13 protein-coding genes are annotated in these 18,787 nt (G+C 39.6%); 12 read left to right on the top strand and 1 reads right to left on the bottom strand.

All coding sequences use genetic code 11. The features are described from left to right. The first annotated feature begins 150 nt into the window (after positions 1-150). The 12 genes from GWJ01_RS16660 to GWJ01_RS16715 all read left to right on the top strand — a co-directional run bounded on the left by GWJ01_RS16660 (position 151) and on the right by GWJ01_RS16715 (position 17,778). Positions 151-5,244, top strand: coding sequence for an alpha-2-macroglobulin (locus GWJ01_RS16660; protein WP_161711346.1), 5,094 nt, complete (start codon positions 151-153; stop codon positions 5,242-5,244). Positions 5,245-5,292: 48 nt separating this feature from the next. Beyond that, on the top strand, positions 5,293-7,614 hold the full coding sequence (gene pbpC, locus GWJ01_RS16665) for a peptidoglycan glycosyltransferase PbpC (protein WP_161711347.1): 2,322 nt from the start codon (positions 5,293-5,295) through the stop codon (positions 7,612-7,614). Between the two features lie 345 nt (positions 7,615-7,959). Beyond that, a complete protein-coding gene (ndk, locus tag GWJ01_RS16670) occupies positions 7,960-8,385 on the top strand; it encodes a nucleoside-diphosphate kinase (protein WP_023581630.1) in 426 nt (141 codons plus the stop codon). A gap of 156 nt (positions 8,386-8,541) precedes the next feature. Next, entirely contained in the window at positions 8,542-9,723 is a 1,182-nt protein-coding gene (locus GWJ01_RS16675) for a bifunctional tRNA (adenosine(37)-C2)-methyltransferase TrmG/ribosomal RNA large subunit methyltransferase RlmN (RefSeq protein WP_023581631.1), read from the top strand. An 88-nt stretch (positions 9,724-9,811) separates the two neighbouring features. Then, a complete protein-coding gene (locus GWJ01_RS16680; RefSeq protein ID WP_109401879.1) occupies positions 9,812-10,246 on the top strand; it encodes a hypothetical protein in 435 nt (144 codons plus the stop codon). Between the two features lie 74 nt (positions 10,247-10,320). After that, complete coding sequence (gene rodZ / locus GWJ01_RS16685; protein ID WP_109392998.1) at positions 10,321-11,292, top strand: cytoskeleton protein RodZ; 972 nt, start codon at positions 10,321-10,323, stop codon at positions 11,290-11,292. Between the two features lie 46 nt (positions 11,293-11,338). Continuing rightward, complete coding sequence (gene ispG, locus GWJ01_RS16690) at positions 11,339-12,460, top strand: flavodoxin-dependent (E)-4-hydroxy-3-methylbut-2-enyl-diphosphate synthase (RefSeq protein ID WP_023581634.1); 1,122 nt, start codon at positions 11,339-11,341, stop codon at positions 12,458-12,460. A gap of 122 nt (positions 12,461-12,582) precedes the next feature. Further along, positions 12,583-13,866: a histidine--tRNA ligase gene (gene hisS, locus GWJ01_RS16695; protein WP_075670494.1), complete on the top strand. Its 1,284-nt coding sequence runs from the start codon at positions 12,583-12,585 to the stop codon at positions 13,864-13,866. Positions 13,867-13,876: 10 nt separating this feature from the next. Beyond that, entirely contained in the window at positions 13,877-14,497 is a 621-nt protein-coding gene (locus GWJ01_RS16700) for a YfgM family protein (protein WP_109393000.1), read from the top strand. Between the two features lie 14 nt (positions 14,498-14,511). Continuing rightward, entirely contained in the window at positions 14,512-15,684 is a 1,173-nt protein-coding gene (bamB, locus tag GWJ01_RS16705; RefSeq protein ID WP_109393001.1) for an outer membrane protein assembly factor BamB, read from the top strand. 119 nt (positions 15,685-15,803) lie between these two features. Continuing rightward, a complete protein-coding gene (gene der, locus GWJ01_RS16710; RefSeq protein WP_098942308.1) occupies positions 15,804-17,294 on the top strand; it encodes a ribosome biogenesis GTPase Der in 1,491 nt (496 codons plus the stop codon). 136 nt (positions 17,295-17,430) lie between these two features. Beyond that, positions 17,431-17,778, top strand: coding sequence for a hypothetical protein (locus GWJ01_RS16715; RefSeq protein WP_227003133.1), 348 nt, complete (start codon positions 17,431-17,433; stop codon positions 17,776-17,778). An 89-nt stretch (positions 17,779-17,867) separates the two neighbouring features. Here GWJ01_RS16715 and hemF read toward each other — a convergent pair whose 3' ends face one another. Then, a complete protein-coding gene (gene hemF / locus GWJ01_RS16720) occupies positions 17,868-18,776 on the bottom strand; it encodes an oxygen-dependent coproporphyrinogen oxidase (protein WP_109393002.1) in 909 nt (302 codons plus the stop codon). Positions 18,777-18,787 lie beyond the last annotated feature (11 nt).

The raw sequence follows: 18,787 nt of genomic DNA on the forward strand, positions 1-18,787 counted from the left end.
AATAAGGCGATTTTGTGTAGTAAATTATTTTGTTTTACGCGATAAAAAATAGCTTATCTCGTTATTTTTTATCTTATTAGAATGAAGAAATACATATATTATCTCTGCCTGCATAAAACATCGCATTATTCAGGGGTTGAATTAAAGGAAATGGATATGAACCAAAACCAGTTTAGACAATATACAGAAAAGAGAGGTTATCGTTGGAGCTCTCTTGCTGTTGTATTGGCATCAGCATTAGCTCTTACAGGTTGTGATGATAAAGCGGATGAAAATGCACCATCTGCTGATAAGACACAAAATACACCAGTTGCCGAGCAAAAAGACACTGCTCAGAGCACATCAGGCACCGCGACTCAAACAAGCGAAAAACTTGCAGTTACAACAAAAACGAATAACGAAACTGCATTAAAAAGCAAAGAAGTCCGTGATGAGTTGGCAATGCGTTTTGCAGGCAAAGAAGTCACCGTATTAGATGCATCAGAGTTACAACGTGATGGTGCGAGTACTATGGTTGTGACTTTCTCTGTGCCGCTTGATCCTGACCAAAAGTTTGATGATGTTATTCATCTTGTTGATACCAAAAAAGGGAAGTTAGAAGGTGCGTGGGAGTTATCGGATAACTTAATGGAACTGCGTTTCCGCCATTTACCTCCATCAACAGAATTAAACTTAACGATTGATGAAAAAATCAAAGGTATTAATGAACGTACATTAACGACACCTTTTAGCCAGAAATTAACGACAGAAGAAATTTTCCCATCTGTTGGTTTCACTAGTAAAGGATCGTTACTACCACTTGAAGCGGCTGAAGGCCTACCGATTATTGCGCTAAATGTGGGGCAAGTTGATGTAAACTTTTTCCGCGTTAAAGATGAGCAACTAGCTCAATTCTTAACGCAATGGGAAAGCCGTTCTAATATTAACTATTGGGAATCAGATGAGTTTCTATCCCAAGCTGATTTGGTTTATACCGGTCGTTTCGAATTAAACACAGAAACAAATACCCGTGAAAACGTATTGTTACCGCTAAAATCGATAGATGCCTTGAAAAAAGAGGGTGCCTACATTGCAGTTATGCAACAAGCGGGTAAATACTCTTATACAGTGCCAGCAACGGTATTCACATTTAGTGATATCGGGCTGTCAATGCACAGTTATCTCGATACGTTAGATATCTTTACCCAATCACTTAAAAATGGCTCAGCGTTAGATAAAGTAGAAATTCGTCTGTTAGATGAAAAAGGCGGCTTGATTTCTAAAGCGCAAACCGATAGCCAAGGGCATGCCACACTTGAGAAGAGTGATAAAGCACGTTTATTAATGGCTATTCGTGATGGGCAAACCAGTATGATTGATTTGCGTAAACCTGCGCTTGATCTTTCTGAGTTTGATATTGGTGGGCCACAAGGTTATAGCAAACAATTTTTTGCTTTTGGTCCTCGTGATCTCTATCGCCCCGGTGAAACATTAATCGTTAATGCATTGCTACGTGATGGTGATGGTAATCCTATTAAAGAGCAGCCTGTTAAAGTCGATCTACTTAAAACAGACGGGCAAGTTTCTCGTAGTCTTGTTTGGCAACCAGAGAATGGTCTTTACCAATTAAAATTAGTTATTCCTGCTGATGAAAATACTGGTACACGTACCTTACGTTTTGATGTAGGCGATGGTACTCCTCGTTTCTATGAGTTTCAGGTCGAAGATTTTATGCCAGAACGTATGGCATTAGAAATCACGGGTATGAAGGGGATTATACTAAGCGGTCATGACGCTTACTTTGACATTAAAGGTCGCTATCTTTATGGCGCACCAGCTGCCGATAATCGTTTACAAGGGCAAGTTTTCTTAAAAGCCTCTCGTGAAGCTGTCAGTAAATTACCGGGCTATGAATTTGGTGCTGTAAAAGATGAAAACTTCAGCCGTTTACTGGATGAGTTTGAACTTAATTTAGACTCTGATGGTGAGGGTGGAGTGAATGTTGATAGTGAACGCTATGAAGAGCTGAAATCACCTATCAATATTATTTTACAAGCAAGCTTACTTGAAGCTGGCGGACGCCCTGTTACACGTCGCTATCAACAAGCTGTTTGGCCTGCTACTCATCTTGCTGGTATTCGCCCAGTCTTCCCTAAAAAAGAAGTCTATGACTATCGTACGGACAAATATAAATCAGGTTACAGCGTTGATGAAAATTCAATGGCTGAATTTGAAATTGTCTATACAGACCAAGATGGTAAGAAACTACCTGCTAATGATCTTAAAGTGAAGTTTATCTATGAACGTCATGATTATTACTGGCGTTGGTCTAGTTCGAATGGTTGGGAATCTGGCTATAACGAAAAAGATCTTCAAATGGATGAGCAAACAATCAAGATTGCAAAAGATGGCACTGCAAAAGTGGCATTTCCTGTTGAATGGGGTTCTTATCGTATCGAAGTTGTCGATCCTAAAACAGAACTAGTTAGTAGCCTACGTTTCTGGGCGGGTTATTCTTGGATGGATAACACCGGCGGAACAGGTGCGGTAAGACCAGACCAAGTTAAGCTTAAACTGGATAAAGAAGGTTATTTACCGGGTGAAAAAGTTAAGTTAAATATTGTTGCACCTCATCCGGGTAAAGGTTATGTATTACTAGAATCAAGTAATGGGCCTTTATGGTGGCAGGAAATTGATGTGCCAGAAAAAGGGCTTGATGTTGAAGTACCTATTAATAAAGAGTGGGCAAGACACGATCTCTATCTGACTTCTGTTGTCGTAAGACCGGGAGATACGTCAAAACAAGCGACAGTAAAACGTGCTGTGGGTATTTTGCATTTACCATTGCAGGATAAAAACCGTCGTATTGATATCTCACTTGATGCACCTGAAAAAATTCGCCCTAACCAAGATTTAAAAATCCGCATTAAAGCGAATCCAGTTGCAGGTCAACCATTACCTGAAAATATTAATGTATTAGTTTCTGCGGTTGATACTGGTGTATTAAACATCACAGAGTATAAAACGCCGGATCCTTACGATGCTTTCTTTGGTCGTAAACGTTACAGCATCGACCAATATGATGTTTACGGGCAATTAATTGAAGGGCAAGGGCGTTTAGCTAATTTGCGCTTTGGTGGTGATGGTGGTGAAGCTGCTGCATTATCTCGTGGTGGTAAAAAACCATTAACTGATGTGCAAATCATTGCCCAACAAACGGCTCCAGTAAAATTAAATGCACAAGGTGAAGGTGAAGTTTCTTTACCTATTCCTGAGTTTAATGGTGAAGTTCGTTTAATGGCACAAGCTTGGACTGCAGATAAATTTGGTAGCCAAGAAGGTAAAGTTGTTATTGCAGCACCATTAGTCACTCAGCTTTCATTACCTCGCTTTATGGCTGGTGGTGATAATGCACTTTTATCTTTAGATTTAACTAATCTAACGGATGATGCGCAATCTATTACCTTAAACTATACCGCTTCAGGTTTGGTGGGATTAGATGGCGCTGAAAGCAAAACTGTTTCGCTAACGAAAGGTGAACGTACTCAAGTTCAAATTCCAGTAAAAGCGAAACATGGTTTTGGGCAAGGTGAATTCTCACTGTCTATTTATGGTATTAAAGTACCAGGTGAAGAGATTAAACCTTACCACAATACATGGAATATTGGTGTTCGCCCTGCATTCCCAGCAGAAACTATTCACTATGCAAGTACATTGCAAGATGGTGATACTTGGCGTTTACCATCAGAAATTTTAAGTCGCTTTAATAGCTCAACGCTTGAAGGTGAATTATTACTGACAAGTCGTCCTCCGTTGCAGGTGGCGCGTTATGTTAGAGAGCTGTTTGCTTATCCTTATGGTTGTTTAGAACAAACAGTCAGTGGGCTTTATCCTTCACTGTATTCAACAGAAAAAGAGTTGAAACAGTTGGGAATTAAAACGCAAACTGATGCTGATAGAAAATTAGCTATCGAGAAAGGTATTGCTCATCTACTGACGATGCAAAAATCAGAAGGTGGATTCTCTTTATGGGATCAGGGTGGACGTGAAGAATATTGGTTAACTGCGTATGCAACCGACTTCTTATTCCGTGCATCACAACAAGGTTACTCAGTTCCTGCTGATTCATTAAAACGTGCGAACGATCGTTTATTACGTTATTTACAAGATAAAAACTTAGTTAACTATGAATATGTAGTTAACCAAGATGCAGCGCGATTCTCAGCAAGGGCTTATGCTGCGTTAGTATTAGCAAATCAGCAAAAAGCACCTTTAGGTGAATTACGTCGTCTCTATCTTGAGCGTAATCAAGCAGGAAGTGGCTTAGCTTTAGTTCAGTTAGGTATCGCATTAAAATTAATGGGTGATAGCAGCCGCGCTGAAAGCTTGATTGCTGAAGGTGTGACAACAACACGTAAATATAATTATGGATTGGGTGATTATGGTAGCACCATTCGTGACCAAGCATTAATTATTGCATTGTTAAGTGAAAATAACCTTGAAACACAATCTCGTGATGCAAGTGTGATTGCACTATCTGATAACTTAACTAGCCGTGAATGGTTCTCAACCCAAGAAAGTAACTCATTATACCTTGCTGGACGCTTCTTTATTAATATGGCGGAACAGCCTTGGGAAGTTGCTGTTAATCGTCAAGTCCCTGCAATCAGTAGCGATCGAGCAGTCAATGAGACATTAACATCAGCACAATTACAAGAAGGCTTAGAGCTAAATAACCGTGGTGGTGCCGCGATTTATTCTCGTATGAATATCGTGGGTTATCCGAAAGTTGCTCCTGCTCCTTATAGTAATGTATTAAATGTTCATCGTAGTTACTATGATTTGAAAGGAAACCGCGTTCATCCTAATCGCTTACAAAGTGGTGAAATGCTGGTGGTTAAACTGGAAGTTTCTGCTGATAGAGACGTACCTGATGCATTAGTTGTTGATTTATTACCAGCAGGTCTGGAAATCGAAAACCAAAACTTAGCATCAAGTAGTGCAAGCTTAAGTGATAGTGCGACAGACTTGCAGGAATTTATCGACGATATGGGACAAGCCAATATCAAACACCTCGAATATCGTGATGATAGATTTGTTGCCGCTATCTCTGTTGATAAATATCGCCCAACAACATTGCTCTATTTAGCAAGAGCCGTAACACCGGGTAGCTATCAAGTACCACCACCACAAGTTGAATCTATGTATGTACCTTACTGGCGTGCAATAGGATCAACAGAAGCTAAGATTGACGTTGTTCCTTAAGTCTTGTAGCCCTTTCTTCGGAAAGGGCTTTTTCCTTTGAGTGAATGAATGAAACTAGGATATAAACGGCTTATTGCTGTTATCATTATTTTTTTGCTAGCAACACCTATTTTAGTCTGGATCGCAGATAAAATTTGGCCCCTCCCTGATCCTGAACCTCAAATTGCGACTATTGTTACAGCGCAAGATGGTACACCTCTTTGGCGCTTTGCCGATAAAGAAGGGGTATGGCGTTATCATGTCAAACTCACTGATGTCTCTCCTGAATATTTAGAAGCCTTAATGACTTATGAAGATCGCTGGTTTTATCAACATCCCGGTGTTAATCCGATGGCGATATTACGTGCAGCATGGCAAAACTTAAGTTCAGGAAGAATTGTGTCAGGCGGAAGTACGCTATCAATGCAAGTGGCTCGCCTTGTTGATCCTCACTCTCGTACTTTAGGGGGGAAAATCAAACAGCTTTGGCGCACCTTGCAATTAGAGTGGTATTACTCAAAAGATGAAATTCTGGAGATTTACCTCAATAGAGCACCCTTTGGCGGCACGTTAGAAGGTATTGGTGCGGCAAGCTGGGCTTATTTAGGTAAGTCACCCGCTGATTTATCTGCGGGAGAAGCGACTTTGATGGCGGTATTACCACAAGCGCCAAGCCGTTTACGACCAGATAGATATCCTGAACGCGCTCAAGCTACACGGGATAAAGTATTAGATAGACTGGCAGAATATCAAATATGGCCACAAGAAAAAGTTGATGAAATTAAGGAAGAGCAGGTTTTATTAGCACCAAGGCAAACACCACAATTAGCACCATTGCTGGCTCGTCGTATGTATAACGAAAAGCGAGAACCTGTTATTACAACAACGATTGATATCAATATTCAACGACAGCTCGAAGATATTGCGAATCAATGGAAGTATCAATTAGCGGATAAAACATCCTTAGCTATCTTAGTTGTTGATCATACGGATATGAGTGTGAAAGGGTATGTCGGCTCTGCTGATTTTAATGATAATTCGCGCTTTGGTCATGTTGATATGATCAGTGCATGGCGCTCGCCGGGTTCAACATTAAAGCCATTTATTTATGCACTTGCATTAGATGAAGGACTTATTCATGCAGAATCGCTTTTACAAGATGTTCCTCGTCGATTTGATAATTATCGTCCTGGTAATTTTGACTCCGATTTTAATGGAGCCGTCAGTGCCAGTGAAGCATTAAGTCGCTCTCTGAATCTGCCAGCGGTACAACTTATTGAAGTGTATGGTGCAAAGAAATTTGCAGCAAAATTACGTCATAATCATCTTGAAATGCGCTTTCCTTATGGTTCAGAGCCAAACTTAGCACTGATCTTAGGAGGAACTGCGACGCGAATGGATGAGCTTGTTTCTGCCTTTAGCGCATTAGCAAGGCAAGGAAAAACAGCACCGTTACGTTTTAAACCGGAACAAATAATAGAAGACCGAGTATTGATGTCACAAGGAGCAGCATGGATTATTAGACGTATCTTAGCCGGAGAAGCCAGACCTCGTCCAGATAGCGCAATTTCGCCTGTTGTTCCTTTGGCTTGGAAAACAGGTACAAGTTATGGCTATCGTGATGCATGGTCTATTGGTGTGAATGCACGCTATACCATAGGTGTTTGGGTAGGTAGACCTGATGGAACACCTGTTGCAGGACAGTTTGGTTTTGCGACAGCAGTTCCTATTATGAATCAGGTCAATAACTTATTAACGGGCTACTTCTATCAAAATAAGCAAAGACCACCAACAGATTTACGCCCTAACAGTGTAACGGCAGCCACTATTTGTTGGCCGACAGGTAAGGCATTACCAAAAGAAGATAGCAACTGTAGAGTCAGTCGTCGAAGCTGGATCTTAGATAATACCATTCCACCAACTTTGTTAAATGATAGCCAAGAAGGTATTTTGGGGATCAACGAAAAAATTTGGTTAGATAATGAAGGCAAACGCACAGGGCCTAATTGCCCTAATGCAGAGTTAAAAGATATCGCCTTGTGGCCGATAGCATTAGAAGCATGGTTGCCTGAGAAAGAACGCAGAGCAAAACGACTGCCACCGATTTCTGAAACTTGTCCGCCAATTAAAGAAGATATTATTCCTCTGTTTATCTCGGGTATTCGTGCAGGTGATTTATTAAGACCATTACCTGGCGAAACTACTCTTGAAATAACTGTTTCTACACAAGGTGGAAGTGGTATGCAATGGTGGTTTTTAAATGGTGAGCAAATAGGTAAGACAGAAAACGGAGAAACATTCTCTTATTTATTAGAGAAACGAGGTAAATACCAACTTTCAGTGCTTGATCTAAGTGGTCAAACGGATATGGTTAATTTTATATTTCGTTAAACTAAAACGATAAAATAAACGAGAACTGAGTGATTTTTCACTAAATTAGTTTTTTCGATAAAGATAAAGAGACTATTTATCGTGTTTCATTTCGGTTCTTTTTTTATTCTTATTTTCAAGTTTGAACATGGAAACCGTCAAAAATGTGATTAGATCGATAATTTATAACTTTTTTGCCACAGTTTTTTAAAAAAAAAGGATATTCAATCTGTGCAATTCATTTTTATCCTCCTATAATCGAGCCCTATTTTTTGCAGGGAATGCGGTTTTTGATTCGTTTTTCCATGATCTGCGATAAAAGAGATAACAAAAGTTATCATTAATAAAATAATTTAGAGGTAAGACATGGCTATTCAGCGCACATTTTCTATTATCAAACCAAACGCAGTGAAAAAAAATGTTATCGGTGCTATCTATCACCGTTTTGAAAGCGCAGGCTTTAGCATCATTGGTGCTAAAATGTTGCATTTAACGCGCGAACAAGCTGAAGGCTTTTATGAAGAACACAAAGGCCGTCCTTTCTTTGACGGTTTAGTTGAATTTATGACTTCGGGCCCAATCATGGTTCAAGTGTTAGAAGGTGAAAACGCGATCCAACGTCACCGTGATCTGATGGGTGCAACTAATCCAGACAACGCATTAGCGGGTACATTACGTGCTGACTACGCTGATAGCTTTACTGAAAATGCGGTACATGGTTCAGATTCAGAAGCTTCTGCTGCTCGCGAAATTGCATACTTCTTCACTGAAAACGAAGTTTGCGCGCGCTAATTTATTAGCATCTCTACGCGAAAAACAGTACAATGCGACGCCCTGTTTGATAATTAACAGGGCGTTTTTTATTATTGTTTAATTATACAAATATATAAGTATCCCATTAGCATCAATGCTAATGCAGGCCGCATAGTGTAACAACGAGGCAATGTCATGACCCAATCTACCACCCCAGCGCCAAGCGCTTCTGTCGCTGTTTCTAAAGAAAATACTGTGAATCAAAAAACTAAAATTAATCTGTTAGATTTAAATCGTAAACAGATGCGTGAGCTTTTTGTCTCTATGGGCGAAAAACCTTTCCGTGCTGACCAAATTATGAAGTGGATGTACCACTACTGTTATGACGATTTTGATCAAATGACAGATATCAACAAGGTGTTACGCAATAAATTAAAAGAAATTGCTGAAATTAAAGCACCTGAAGTTTCTGAAGAACAACGTTCAACAGATGGCACGATTAAATGGGCAATTAAAGTTGGCGATCAACAAGTAGAAACTGTGTATATCCCAGAAGATGATCGCGCAACATTATGTGTTTCTTCACAAGTTGGTTGTGCTTTAGAGTGCAAGTTCTGTTCAACTGCGCAGCAAGGCTTTAACCGTAACTTGAAAGTATCTGAAATTATTGGGCAAGTTTGGCGTGCAGCTAAAATTATTGGCTCATTAAAAGAGACAGGCCGTCGTCCTATTACTAACGTTGTTATGATGGGAATGGGTGAGCCATTACTGAATTTAAATAATGTTATTCCAGCACTTGAAATCATGATGGATGATTTCGGTTTTGGTCTATCTAAACGTCGTGTTACTGTTTCTACATCAGGTGTTGTACCTGCATTAGATAAACTAGGTGATGCAGTTGATGTGGCTTTAGCCATTTCATTACATGCACCAACAGATGAAATTCGTGATGAGATCGTTCCAATAAACAAGAAATATAATATTGAAATGTTTCTTGAAGGTGTTCGCCGTTATATTGCTAAATCAAACGCGAACCAAGGGCGAGTGACTATTGAGTACGTCATGCTTGATCATATAAATGACAGCACAGATCAAGCTCATCAATTAGCTGAACTTTTAAAAGACACGCCATGTAAAATTAACTTAATTCCATGGAACCCGTTCCCGGGTGCGCCATACGGACGTAGTTCTAATAGCCGAATTGACCGTTTCTCTAAAGTATTAATGGAATATGGCTTTACGACAATTGTACGTAAAACGCGTGGCGATGATATTGATGCGGCTTGTGGGCAATTAGCGGGTGATGTTATTGACCGTACAAAACGCACACTGAAAAAACGCCAACAAGGTGAACTAATTTCAGTAAAAGCAGTCTGATACAGTTGGATATCTCTTTCTTTGTGAGGTGTATTACACAATTTCAATGTAAAGAGAACAAGGATGAATTTATTTAAGGAATATAACGATGATAAGGATATTATCAGTAGTTATAACTATTGGCTTGATGTTATTGACACTAGGTTGTCAATCATCAGCCAATCAAGAGCGTGTTGCAGTGTCTACACGTTTACAATTAGGTGATGCTTATTTAGCTGAAAGACAATATCAAATAGCACAATATCATTTCCAAAAAGTGTTATCGGTGATGCCAAATCACTCCGATGCAAATTTAGGAATGGCGTTAACATCGCAGTTATTGGGAAATTCTATTCAAGCGTTAGATTATTACAAAATAGCGATGAACTCGAAGCCAGTAAATGTTAATGTATTAAGGCTTTATGGTAATTTCCTTTGTGAACAAAAACTATTAAACAATAATAGTGTGTTAATTGAGGATATACCGCCAGATTATTTGGTCTGTCAGCAAAGTGATAATAAAATATCAAAAAATTCGCGGTGATACGTTAAGGTACTTTGTGCTTTTGCGAGTTCATCAATGTTAAACATCCAATAGCCACAGTGCCTAGATTGCTAATGAATACTGAAAACAAAACCGAAGAAGTGAAATTAACAGCAGGTCAACTTTTACGCCAGGCACGAGAAAAGGTGGGGCTAACACAACAAACTGTTGCTGATCGACTTTGTTTGAAGTTATCGACAGTTCGCGAAATTGAAACAGACTCAGTTTCTTCTGATATTGCACCAACATTTTTACGCGGATACATGCGTTCTTACGCTAAGTTAGTTGGCGTTCCTGAAAAAGATATCCTTGGTTTTATCGACCAGCAAGCTCCTGTCAAACAAATTAGAATGACAACCACACAAAATTACTCATTAGGCAAACGTCATAAAAAACGTGAAGGTTGGCTGATGAAACTCACATGGGTGATTCTGATTGTTATGGTTGCTTTTGTGGGGGTTTGGTGGTGGCAAGGTCATCAGGCTGATCAACAAGAATTAGTCTCTATGGCTTCTCAAGACATAGGGCAAAATAGTACTCAAGAAAACACCAACACGATAGATTCTCCTTTAGCAGCCACCTTAGATAATACGTCAACATCTGAAGGTGATAATTTACAAGTACCTGCGTCGCCATTAGTTGATAATCAGACGAATAATGTTGCTATATCACCAACGACTGAAACGACGTCACCAGCATCAACAGAAGTGAGAACGGTTCCATTACCCGTATCACCTCTAACAACATCAACAACTTCTCGTGCAAATTCAGCACAAGAAGCTACCTCATCAGAAGCAACTGCTATTGCGAATCAATTGGTTCTTATGTTTGATGGTGAATGTTGGTTAGAAATTCGTAATGCTCAAAATAAAGTCTTATTTAATGGTATTAAGAAAGCGGGTGATCGTTTGGAATTTGATGGTGAGCAACCTTATAAACTAAAAATAGGCGCCCCTTCTGTTACTCGCTTACAGTTTAATGGTGAATCAGTTGATTTAAGCCGTTTTACTGGAAAAATAGCAAAAATAACAGTACCGAGCGCTTAATCTGACACACATTTGAGCAAGCATGGAAGCATGGGAGAATTAATCAATGCATAAAGAATCACCTATTATTCGTCGCAAATCGACACGAATTTATGTGGGTAATGTACCTATTGGCGATGGGGCTCCTATCGCGGTACAGTCGATGACGAATACACGAACGACAGACGTAGAAGCGACTGTTCGCCAGATAAAATCACTGGAACGTGTTGGGGTTGATATTGTTCGTGTTTCTGTACCAACAATGGATGCTGCGGAAGCATTCAAGTTAATTAAGCAGCAAGTTAATGTACCTTTAGTTGCTGATATTCACTTTGATTACCGTATCGCATTAAAAGTCGCTGAATATGGTGTTGATTGTTTACGCATCAATCCAGGTAATATTGGTAGTGAAGAACGTATTCGCCAAGTTGTTGATTGTGCTCGTCACAACAATATTCCTATTCGTATTGGTGTAAACGGTGGTTCGCTTGAAAAAGATATTCAAGAGAAATACGGCGAGCCGACACCAGAAGCGTTAGTTGAATCAGCCATGCGTCATGTGGATATTCTAGATAGACTAAATTTCGAACAGTTTAAAGTCAGTGTAAAAGCTTCTGATGTTTTTCTTGCCGTTGATTCATACCGCTTGTTAGCGAAAAAAATAGATCAACCACTGCATCTTGGGATCACCGAAGCTGGTGGTGCAAGAGCAGGATCGGTTAAATCAGCGATTGGTCTTGGGATCTTATTATCAGAAGGTATCGGCGATACATTAAGGATCTCATTAGCTGCAGATCCGGTTGAAGAAGTTAAAGTTGGTTTTGATATCTTAAAATCATTACGCATTCGCTCTCGCGGAATTAACTTTATTGCTTGCCCAACGTGTTCACGTCAAGAATTTGATGTCATTGGAACAGTCAATGAATTAGAGCAGCGTCTGGAAGATATCATCACACCTATGGATGTTTCTATTATTGGCTGTGTGGTTAATGGACCAGGTGAAGCTGAAGTTTCAACGTTAGGTGTAACGGGCGCTAAAACACGTAGTGGTTTTTATGAAGATGGCGTGAGACAAAAAGAGCGTCTTGATAACGTTAATATGATTGATTTATTAGAAGCGAAAATTCGCGCTAAGGCATCAATGCTTGATGACAGTATGCGTATAAATATAAATCAATTGGACAAATAATACTCAAAAAACTGGCTCATTAATCAATGAGCCAGTTTTACTATTGATTTCACATTGAATACTGATTGATTTCGCTTCTATAATCAGCCTAACAATCAATTAATAACTATTAGAGAAGAAAAGTGGCACAAAAAATCCAAGCCATTCGTGGTATGAACGACTATCTACCTGCTGACACTCGTGTATGGCAGAAAATTGAAAATACGCTAAAACAAATTTTAGCGGGTTACGGCTTTAGTGAAATCAGAACACCTATCGTAGAGCATACCCCTCTATTTCAGCGAGCAATTGGTGAAGTGACCGATGTTGTTGAAAAAGAAATGTATACTTTTACCGATCGCGGTGAAGATGCCCAAAGCCTGACATTACGCCCAGAAAATACAGCGGGTTGTGTTCGTGCGGGTATTGAGCATGGTTTACTTTATAACCAAGAACAACGTTTATGGTATTTGGGGCCAATGTTCCGCTATGAGCGTCCTCAAAAAGGTCGTTATCGTCAATTCCATCAGTTAGGTGCAGAAGTGTTTGGTCTACAAGGTCCAGATATTGATGCGGAATTAATTATGTTAACTGCGCGCTGGTGGAAAGCGTTAGGTATCGCAGAGCACGTAACATTAGAACTTAACTCTATTGGTTCATTAGAAGCGCGTGCTAATTACCGTGAAGCATTAGTGGCTTTCTTAGAACAGCATGTTGATAAGCTAGATGAAGACTGCAAACGTCGTATGTATTCTAACCCATTACGTGTTTTAGACTCAAAAAATCCAGAAATTCAGACTTTATTGAATGATGCTCCTGAACTTTTCGATTATCTTGATGACGAATCAAGAGCGCACTTTGATGGTCTTTGTGCACTACTTGACGCTGTTGGTATTACATACCGTGTTAATCAGCGTTTAGTTCGAGGTTTAGATTATTATAACCGTACTGTTTTTGAGTGGGTTACTAGTGCATTAGGTTCGCAAGGAACAGTGTGTGCTGGTGGCCGTTATGATGGTCTTGTAAAGCAACTTGGTGGACATCCAACACCAGCTGTAGGTTTTGCAATGGGTATGGAGCGCATGATCTTATTGGTTCAAGCGGTTAACCCTGAATTTGTTGCAGACACCAATGTGGCTGATGTTTATCTTGCCTCATTTGGCGATAAGAGCCAAAGCGCAGCGTTAATGCTGGCTGAAGAAATTCGTGATCAATTACCAACATTACGTTTAATGACGAATCACGGTAATGGTAACTTTAAAAAGCAGTTAGGGCGAGCTGATAAACAAGGCGCTAAAATTGCGCTGATTTTAGGCGAAGATGAAATTAATGCCGGCACTGTTGCAGTGAAAGATTTGCGTTCAGGGGAACAAACAATCGTTGCTCGCAATGAGCTCGCTCAGCAATTGACTCTGTTATTAGGTTAAGGAGAGACTTGTGGAAGTTTATAGCACCGAAAACGAACAAGTTGATGCAATTAAACAGTTCTTTAAAAACTACGGCTTAACTATCGTTTTAGCCGCTGTTATTGGTTTTGGTGGTGTGTTTGGTTGGAAATACTGGCAATCGCATCAATCTAATCGTCTGCAAGAAAGTGCGGGTGCTTTTGCAACTGTCAGTGAGGCACTTGCTAAGCCTACACCTGAAAATATTGCATTAGCTGAAAAATTTGTTACTGATACGAATGATATCTATGGCGCTTTAGCTTCATTAGAGCTTGCCCAAATCGCTATCGATGCTAATGATTTAGTTACCGGTGAACGTCATCTAACTAATGCTGTGGCAAAAGTAAAAAATGACGCATTTGCAGATATGCTTAATCTTCGTTTAGCTCGCGTACAATTAGCATTAGATAAAACAGATGTTGCTTTAGTTTCGTTAGAGCAAGTGAAAGGCAAAGCATGGAATGGAATGAAAAATTATATCCGTGGTGATGTCTTAGCGAAAAAAGGCGATAACGCAGGTGCAGCAACCGCTTATCGTAGCGCATTAACCGATGAAAATGCGGGTGCTATTCGTTCACTGGTTGAACTTAAACTCAATAATTTATCCAATTAAAGGGATCTTCAGACATGCAACTGCGTAAAACTCTCCTGGTTGGTCTACTAGCATCTGCTTTGTTGGCAGGATGTTCTAGTGAACAGGATAATGTGACAATGTCTCCATTGCCTGAGGTGCAGAGCCAATTTACACCTAAAGCGGTTTGGGACAAATCAGTTGGAAATGGTATTGGTAAATACTATTCTCACTTGTCACCTACATGGGATGGCGCAGTTGTTTATGTCGCTGATCGCCATGGTTTAGTTAAAGCATTAGAGGTAGAAACAGGTAAAGAGCTTTGGTCACAAGATCTCTCTATTAAAACAGGTTTTCTTTCATCCAATGAGTCTGCATTACTTTCTGGTGGATTAACCGTTTCAGGTACTCGCGTTTTTGTGGGAACTGAGAAGGCGAAAGTATATGCACTGAACATTGAGGATGGCTCTATTGATTGGGAAGCAGATGTTGCTGGTGAAGCCATTTCAAAACCTGTTGTGAGTGATGGTTTAGTACTTATTCATACCAGTAATGGCATGTTGCAAGGACTCGATTTATTAACGGGTGAAATTTCGTGGACTATTAACTTAGATACTCCATCATTATCTCTGCGTGGTGAGTCTGCTCCTGCTGTCGCTTATGGTGCAGCTATCATTGGTGCAGATAATGGTCGCGTCAGTGCAGTTGTTCTTTCTCAAGGACAATTAATTTGGCAACAAAATATTTCACAAATTAAAGGCTCTACTGAAATTAGCCGATTAAATGATGTGGATATCACACCAATCATTGATGAAAATACCGTTTATGCAATGGCGTATAACGGTAATTTAGTTAGCCTTGATATGCGTTCAGGACAAATCCTTTGGAAACGTGATTTAGGCTCAGTCAATGATATGGTGCTGTTAGGTGATAATCTTTACCTTGTTGACCAAAATGACCGAGTTTTATCTGTTCGTAAATCTGATGGTGTGACATTATGGACACAAGAAGATTTATTGCATCGTAATTTAACTGCACCAGCTATTTTTGATGGCTATTTAGTGGTTGGCGATGCAGAAGGTTATCTCCATTGGATTGATACCAACACAGGTAAATTTATTGCACAAAACCAAGTGAACAGTTCAGGTTTGTTAAGTCGCCCTCAAGCGGTACAAGATAAACTGATGATCCAAGCTCGTGACGGTAAGCTTTATCTTTATAGTCGGTAATTAATTGCTGACAAATCTATTTATTTTACGGCTCCTTTAAAGGAGCCGTTTCGTCTTTTTAGTAATTACATGTAAAATACAATCAGGTTCGTGATTGTATTTTTATGAGGCATCAAAAAATGATACCCGTTATTGCCTTAGTAGGGCGCCCTAACGTGGGTAAATCCACGTTATTTAATCGACTAACACGCACAAGAGACGCATTAGTTGCTGATTTTCCAGGCCTCACCCGTGACCGTAAATATGGCCGAGCAGAGTTAGAAGGCGAAGAATTTATTATTATTGATACCGGTGGTATTGATGGTGCTGAAGAGGGTGTTGAAACCCATATGGCATCACAATCGCTACAGGCTATTCAAGAAGCTGACATCGTACTGTTTTTAGTTGATGCACGTGCGGGTTTGATGCCCGCAGACCAAGGTATTGCAAAACACCTTCGTGGTGTTGAGAAAAAAACGTATTTAGTTGCGAATAAAACTGACGGTATCGATATTGATACTGCATTAGCTGATTTTTATTCTTTAGGTTTAGGTGAGATCTTCCCTATCGCGGCATCCCATGGTCGTGGTGTTGCTCAATTGATTGAACAAGCACTATTACCAATTACAGGTAAAGTGGTGGAAGAAGAGCTAGAGCTAACTGAAGAAGAAGAGAATGCGGCTTATTGGGCTGCCTTAGAAGCAGAACAAGAAGCACAAGCATTAGAAGAGGAAGAAGACGACTTCGATCCTTCTACATTACCAGTAAAATTAGCGATTGTTGGTCGTCCTAATGTTGGGAAATCAACACTGACAAACCGTATGCTTGGTGAAGACCGTGTGGTTGTTTACGATATGCCGGGTACAACGCGTGATAGTATCTATATCCCAATGGAACGTGATGAGAAAGAATATATCATCATTGATACTGCGGGTGTTCGTAAACGCGGTAAAGTAAAAGAAACAGTAGAAAAATTCTCTGTTATCAAAACGCTACAAGCTATTGAAGATTCTAACGTTGCATTACTGGTTATTGATGCTCGTGAAGGTATTTCAGATCAGGATCTTTCATTATTAGGTTATATTCTGAATGCTGGCCGCTCATTAGTTATTGCTGTCAATAAATGGGATGGAATGACACAAGACGATCGCGAACAAGTTAAAGCAATGCTTGATCTTAAATTGGGCTTTGTTGACTTTGCGCGTGTTCACTTTATTTCTGCATTACATGGTAGTGGCGTGGGTAATCTTTTTGAATCTATTCAAGAGGCTTATGTCTGTGCAACGCGTCGCGTAGGGACTTCTATGCTGACTCGTATCATGAAGATGGCAGAAGATGATCATCAGCCACCGATTGTCCGTGGACGTCGCGTAAAAATGAAATATGCACACGCCGGCGGTTATAATCCACCAGTTGTGGTTATCCATGGTAATCAGGTAACTGATTTACCAGATAGCTATAAGCGCTATTTGATGAACTATTTCCGTCGTACTCTGCAAGTTATGGGTACGCCGATCCGTATTCAATTTAAAGAGGGTGAAAACCCTTATGCGGATAAGAAAAATAAATTAACACAATCTCAGTTGCGTAAACGTAAGCGTTTAATGTCACATTTGAAGAAATCGAAATAAGATAATTAAATTTCTTATTTAAATGAAAAGCCACATTTTTATGTGGCTTTTTTATATTTCATAAAAGCTTAATTTAATTTTTTAAATAATAATTTAAAATGTAATTAATCCCTATTCGTATTAATGAGCTATTACTTTGAAAAAAACAATTATCATTATATCAATTTTAATGCTTTCTGCTTGTGCAACATCCGAAAAATGGGAAGCAAACACCAGCACACCATCTCCTTTAGATATCGCTAAAAATATGTGTATGCAAGAAGCCAATACGCGATATCCTGCGAGATATGTGGCTTCAAGTCAGCCTTCTTTTGCTCCAATGAAAATAAATGGTAAAGATATTCCAAATTCAGGGGCTGGGACATCTTTTTCTTCAGATGCGAATGAATGGCAGCGTAGGGATTATTTTAATACCTGTATGAGAGGAGAAGGCTGGGAAAATAAAAATAAAGTTACAGGGGTATTGGCGTTTTTGTTTAATTAATTTTAGAAAATTTTTGTCATTAAACCTGTAGTTTTACTTCAATAAAGCCACACTTATAATGTGGCTTTATCGTTAATGATTTATTTTCTCTACACCCACTCTTTTTGGATCAAAAAGTCACTGTATAACTTTGCTTCTGGGGTATTTGGTTCAGGGGAGTAATCATATTCAAAACGGACTAAAGGTGGCATAGACATTAAGATTGACTCTGTTCTACCGCCACTTTGCAAACCAAATAATGTACCTCTATCCCAGACTAAATTGAATTCAACATAACGACCACGGCGGTAGAGTTGGAATTGGCGTTCACGCTCACTCCAAGGCATTGATTTCCGCTTTTCAACAATAGGTAAATAGGCATCAAGATAACCAAGTCCTACATGTTGGACAAACTCGAAACAGTGGTCAAAATCAGGGGTATTTAAATCATCAAAGAAAAGACCACCTACACCACGAGGTTCATTGCGGTGTTTAATATAAAAGTAATCATCACACCATTTTTTATAACGAGGGTAATAATCCTCACTGAAAGGTGTACAAACTGATTTAGCAACCTTATGCCAATGAATGACGTCCTCTTCAAATCCATAATAAGGGGTTAAGTCAAAACCACCACCAAACCACCATACAGGCTCCTCACCGTCTTTTTCAGCAATAAAAAAACGGACATTGGCATGAGAAGTCGGAATATAAGGATTAAGAGGGTGAATAACTAAGGAAACACCCATTGCTTGAAAACGGCGTCCCGCCAATTCAGGACGATGTGCCGTGGCAGATTTTGGTAATGTGTCGCCATAAACATGCGAAAAATTAACACCAGCTTGTTCAAAAAGAGCACCATTGGTTAAAACGCGAGTACGACCGCCACCTCCTTCTTTTCTTTCCCAGTTATCTTGCTGAAAAGTGGCTTTTTGGTCTATGTTTTCAAGAGAGTGACAAATCGTATCTTGTAGTGATAAGAAAAACTCTTTAACGCGATGAATATCAGGTAAATTCATAATAACCTACA

The organism is Proteus sp. G2618 (genome assembly GCF_009915995.1).
Classification (GTDB): domain Bacteria; phylum Pseudomonadota; class Gammaproteobacteria; order Enterobacterales; family Enterobacteriaceae; genus Proteus; species Proteus terrae.

Excerpts from the sequence above, each read along its gene's own strand:
- bamB (WP_109393001.1), top strand. The coding sequence starts at position 14,512 with ATGCAACTGCGTAAAACTCTCCTGGTTGGTCTACTAGCATCTGCTTTG.
- rodZ (WP_109392998.1), top strand. The coding sequence starts at position 10,321 with ATGAATACTGAAAACAAAACCGAAGAAGTGAAATTAACAGCAGGTCAA.
- ispG (WP_023581634.1), top strand. The coding sequence starts at position 11,339 with ATGCATAAAGAATCACCTATTATTCGTCGCAAATCGACACGAATTTAT.
- GWJ01_RS16660 (WP_161711346.1), top strand. The coding sequence starts at position 151 with ATGGATATGAACCAAAACCAGTTTAGACAATATACAGAAAAGAGAGGT.
- pbpC (WP_161711347.1), top strand. The coding sequence starts at position 5,293 with ATGAAACTAGGATATAAACGGCTTATTGCTGTTATCATTATTTTTTTG.
- ndk (WP_023581630.1), top strand. The coding sequence starts at position 7,960 with ATGGCTATTCAGCGCACATTTTCTATTATCAAACCAAACGCAGTGAAA.
- hemF (WP_109393002.1), bottom strand. The coding sequence starts at position 18,776 with ATGAATTTACCTGATATTCATCGCGTTAAAGAGTTTTTCTTATCACTA.
- GWJ01_RS16680 (WP_109401879.1), top strand. The coding sequence starts at position 9,812 with ATGATAAGGATATTATCAGTAGTTATAACTATTGGCTTGATGTTATTG.
- GWJ01_RS16675 (WP_023581631.1), top strand. The coding sequence starts at position 8,542 with ATGACCCAATCTACCACCCCAGCGCCAAGCGCTTCTGTCGCTGTTTCT.
- der (WP_098942308.1), top strand. The coding sequence starts at position 15,804 with ATGATACCCGTTATTGCCTTAGTAGGGCGCCCTAACGTGGGTAAATCC.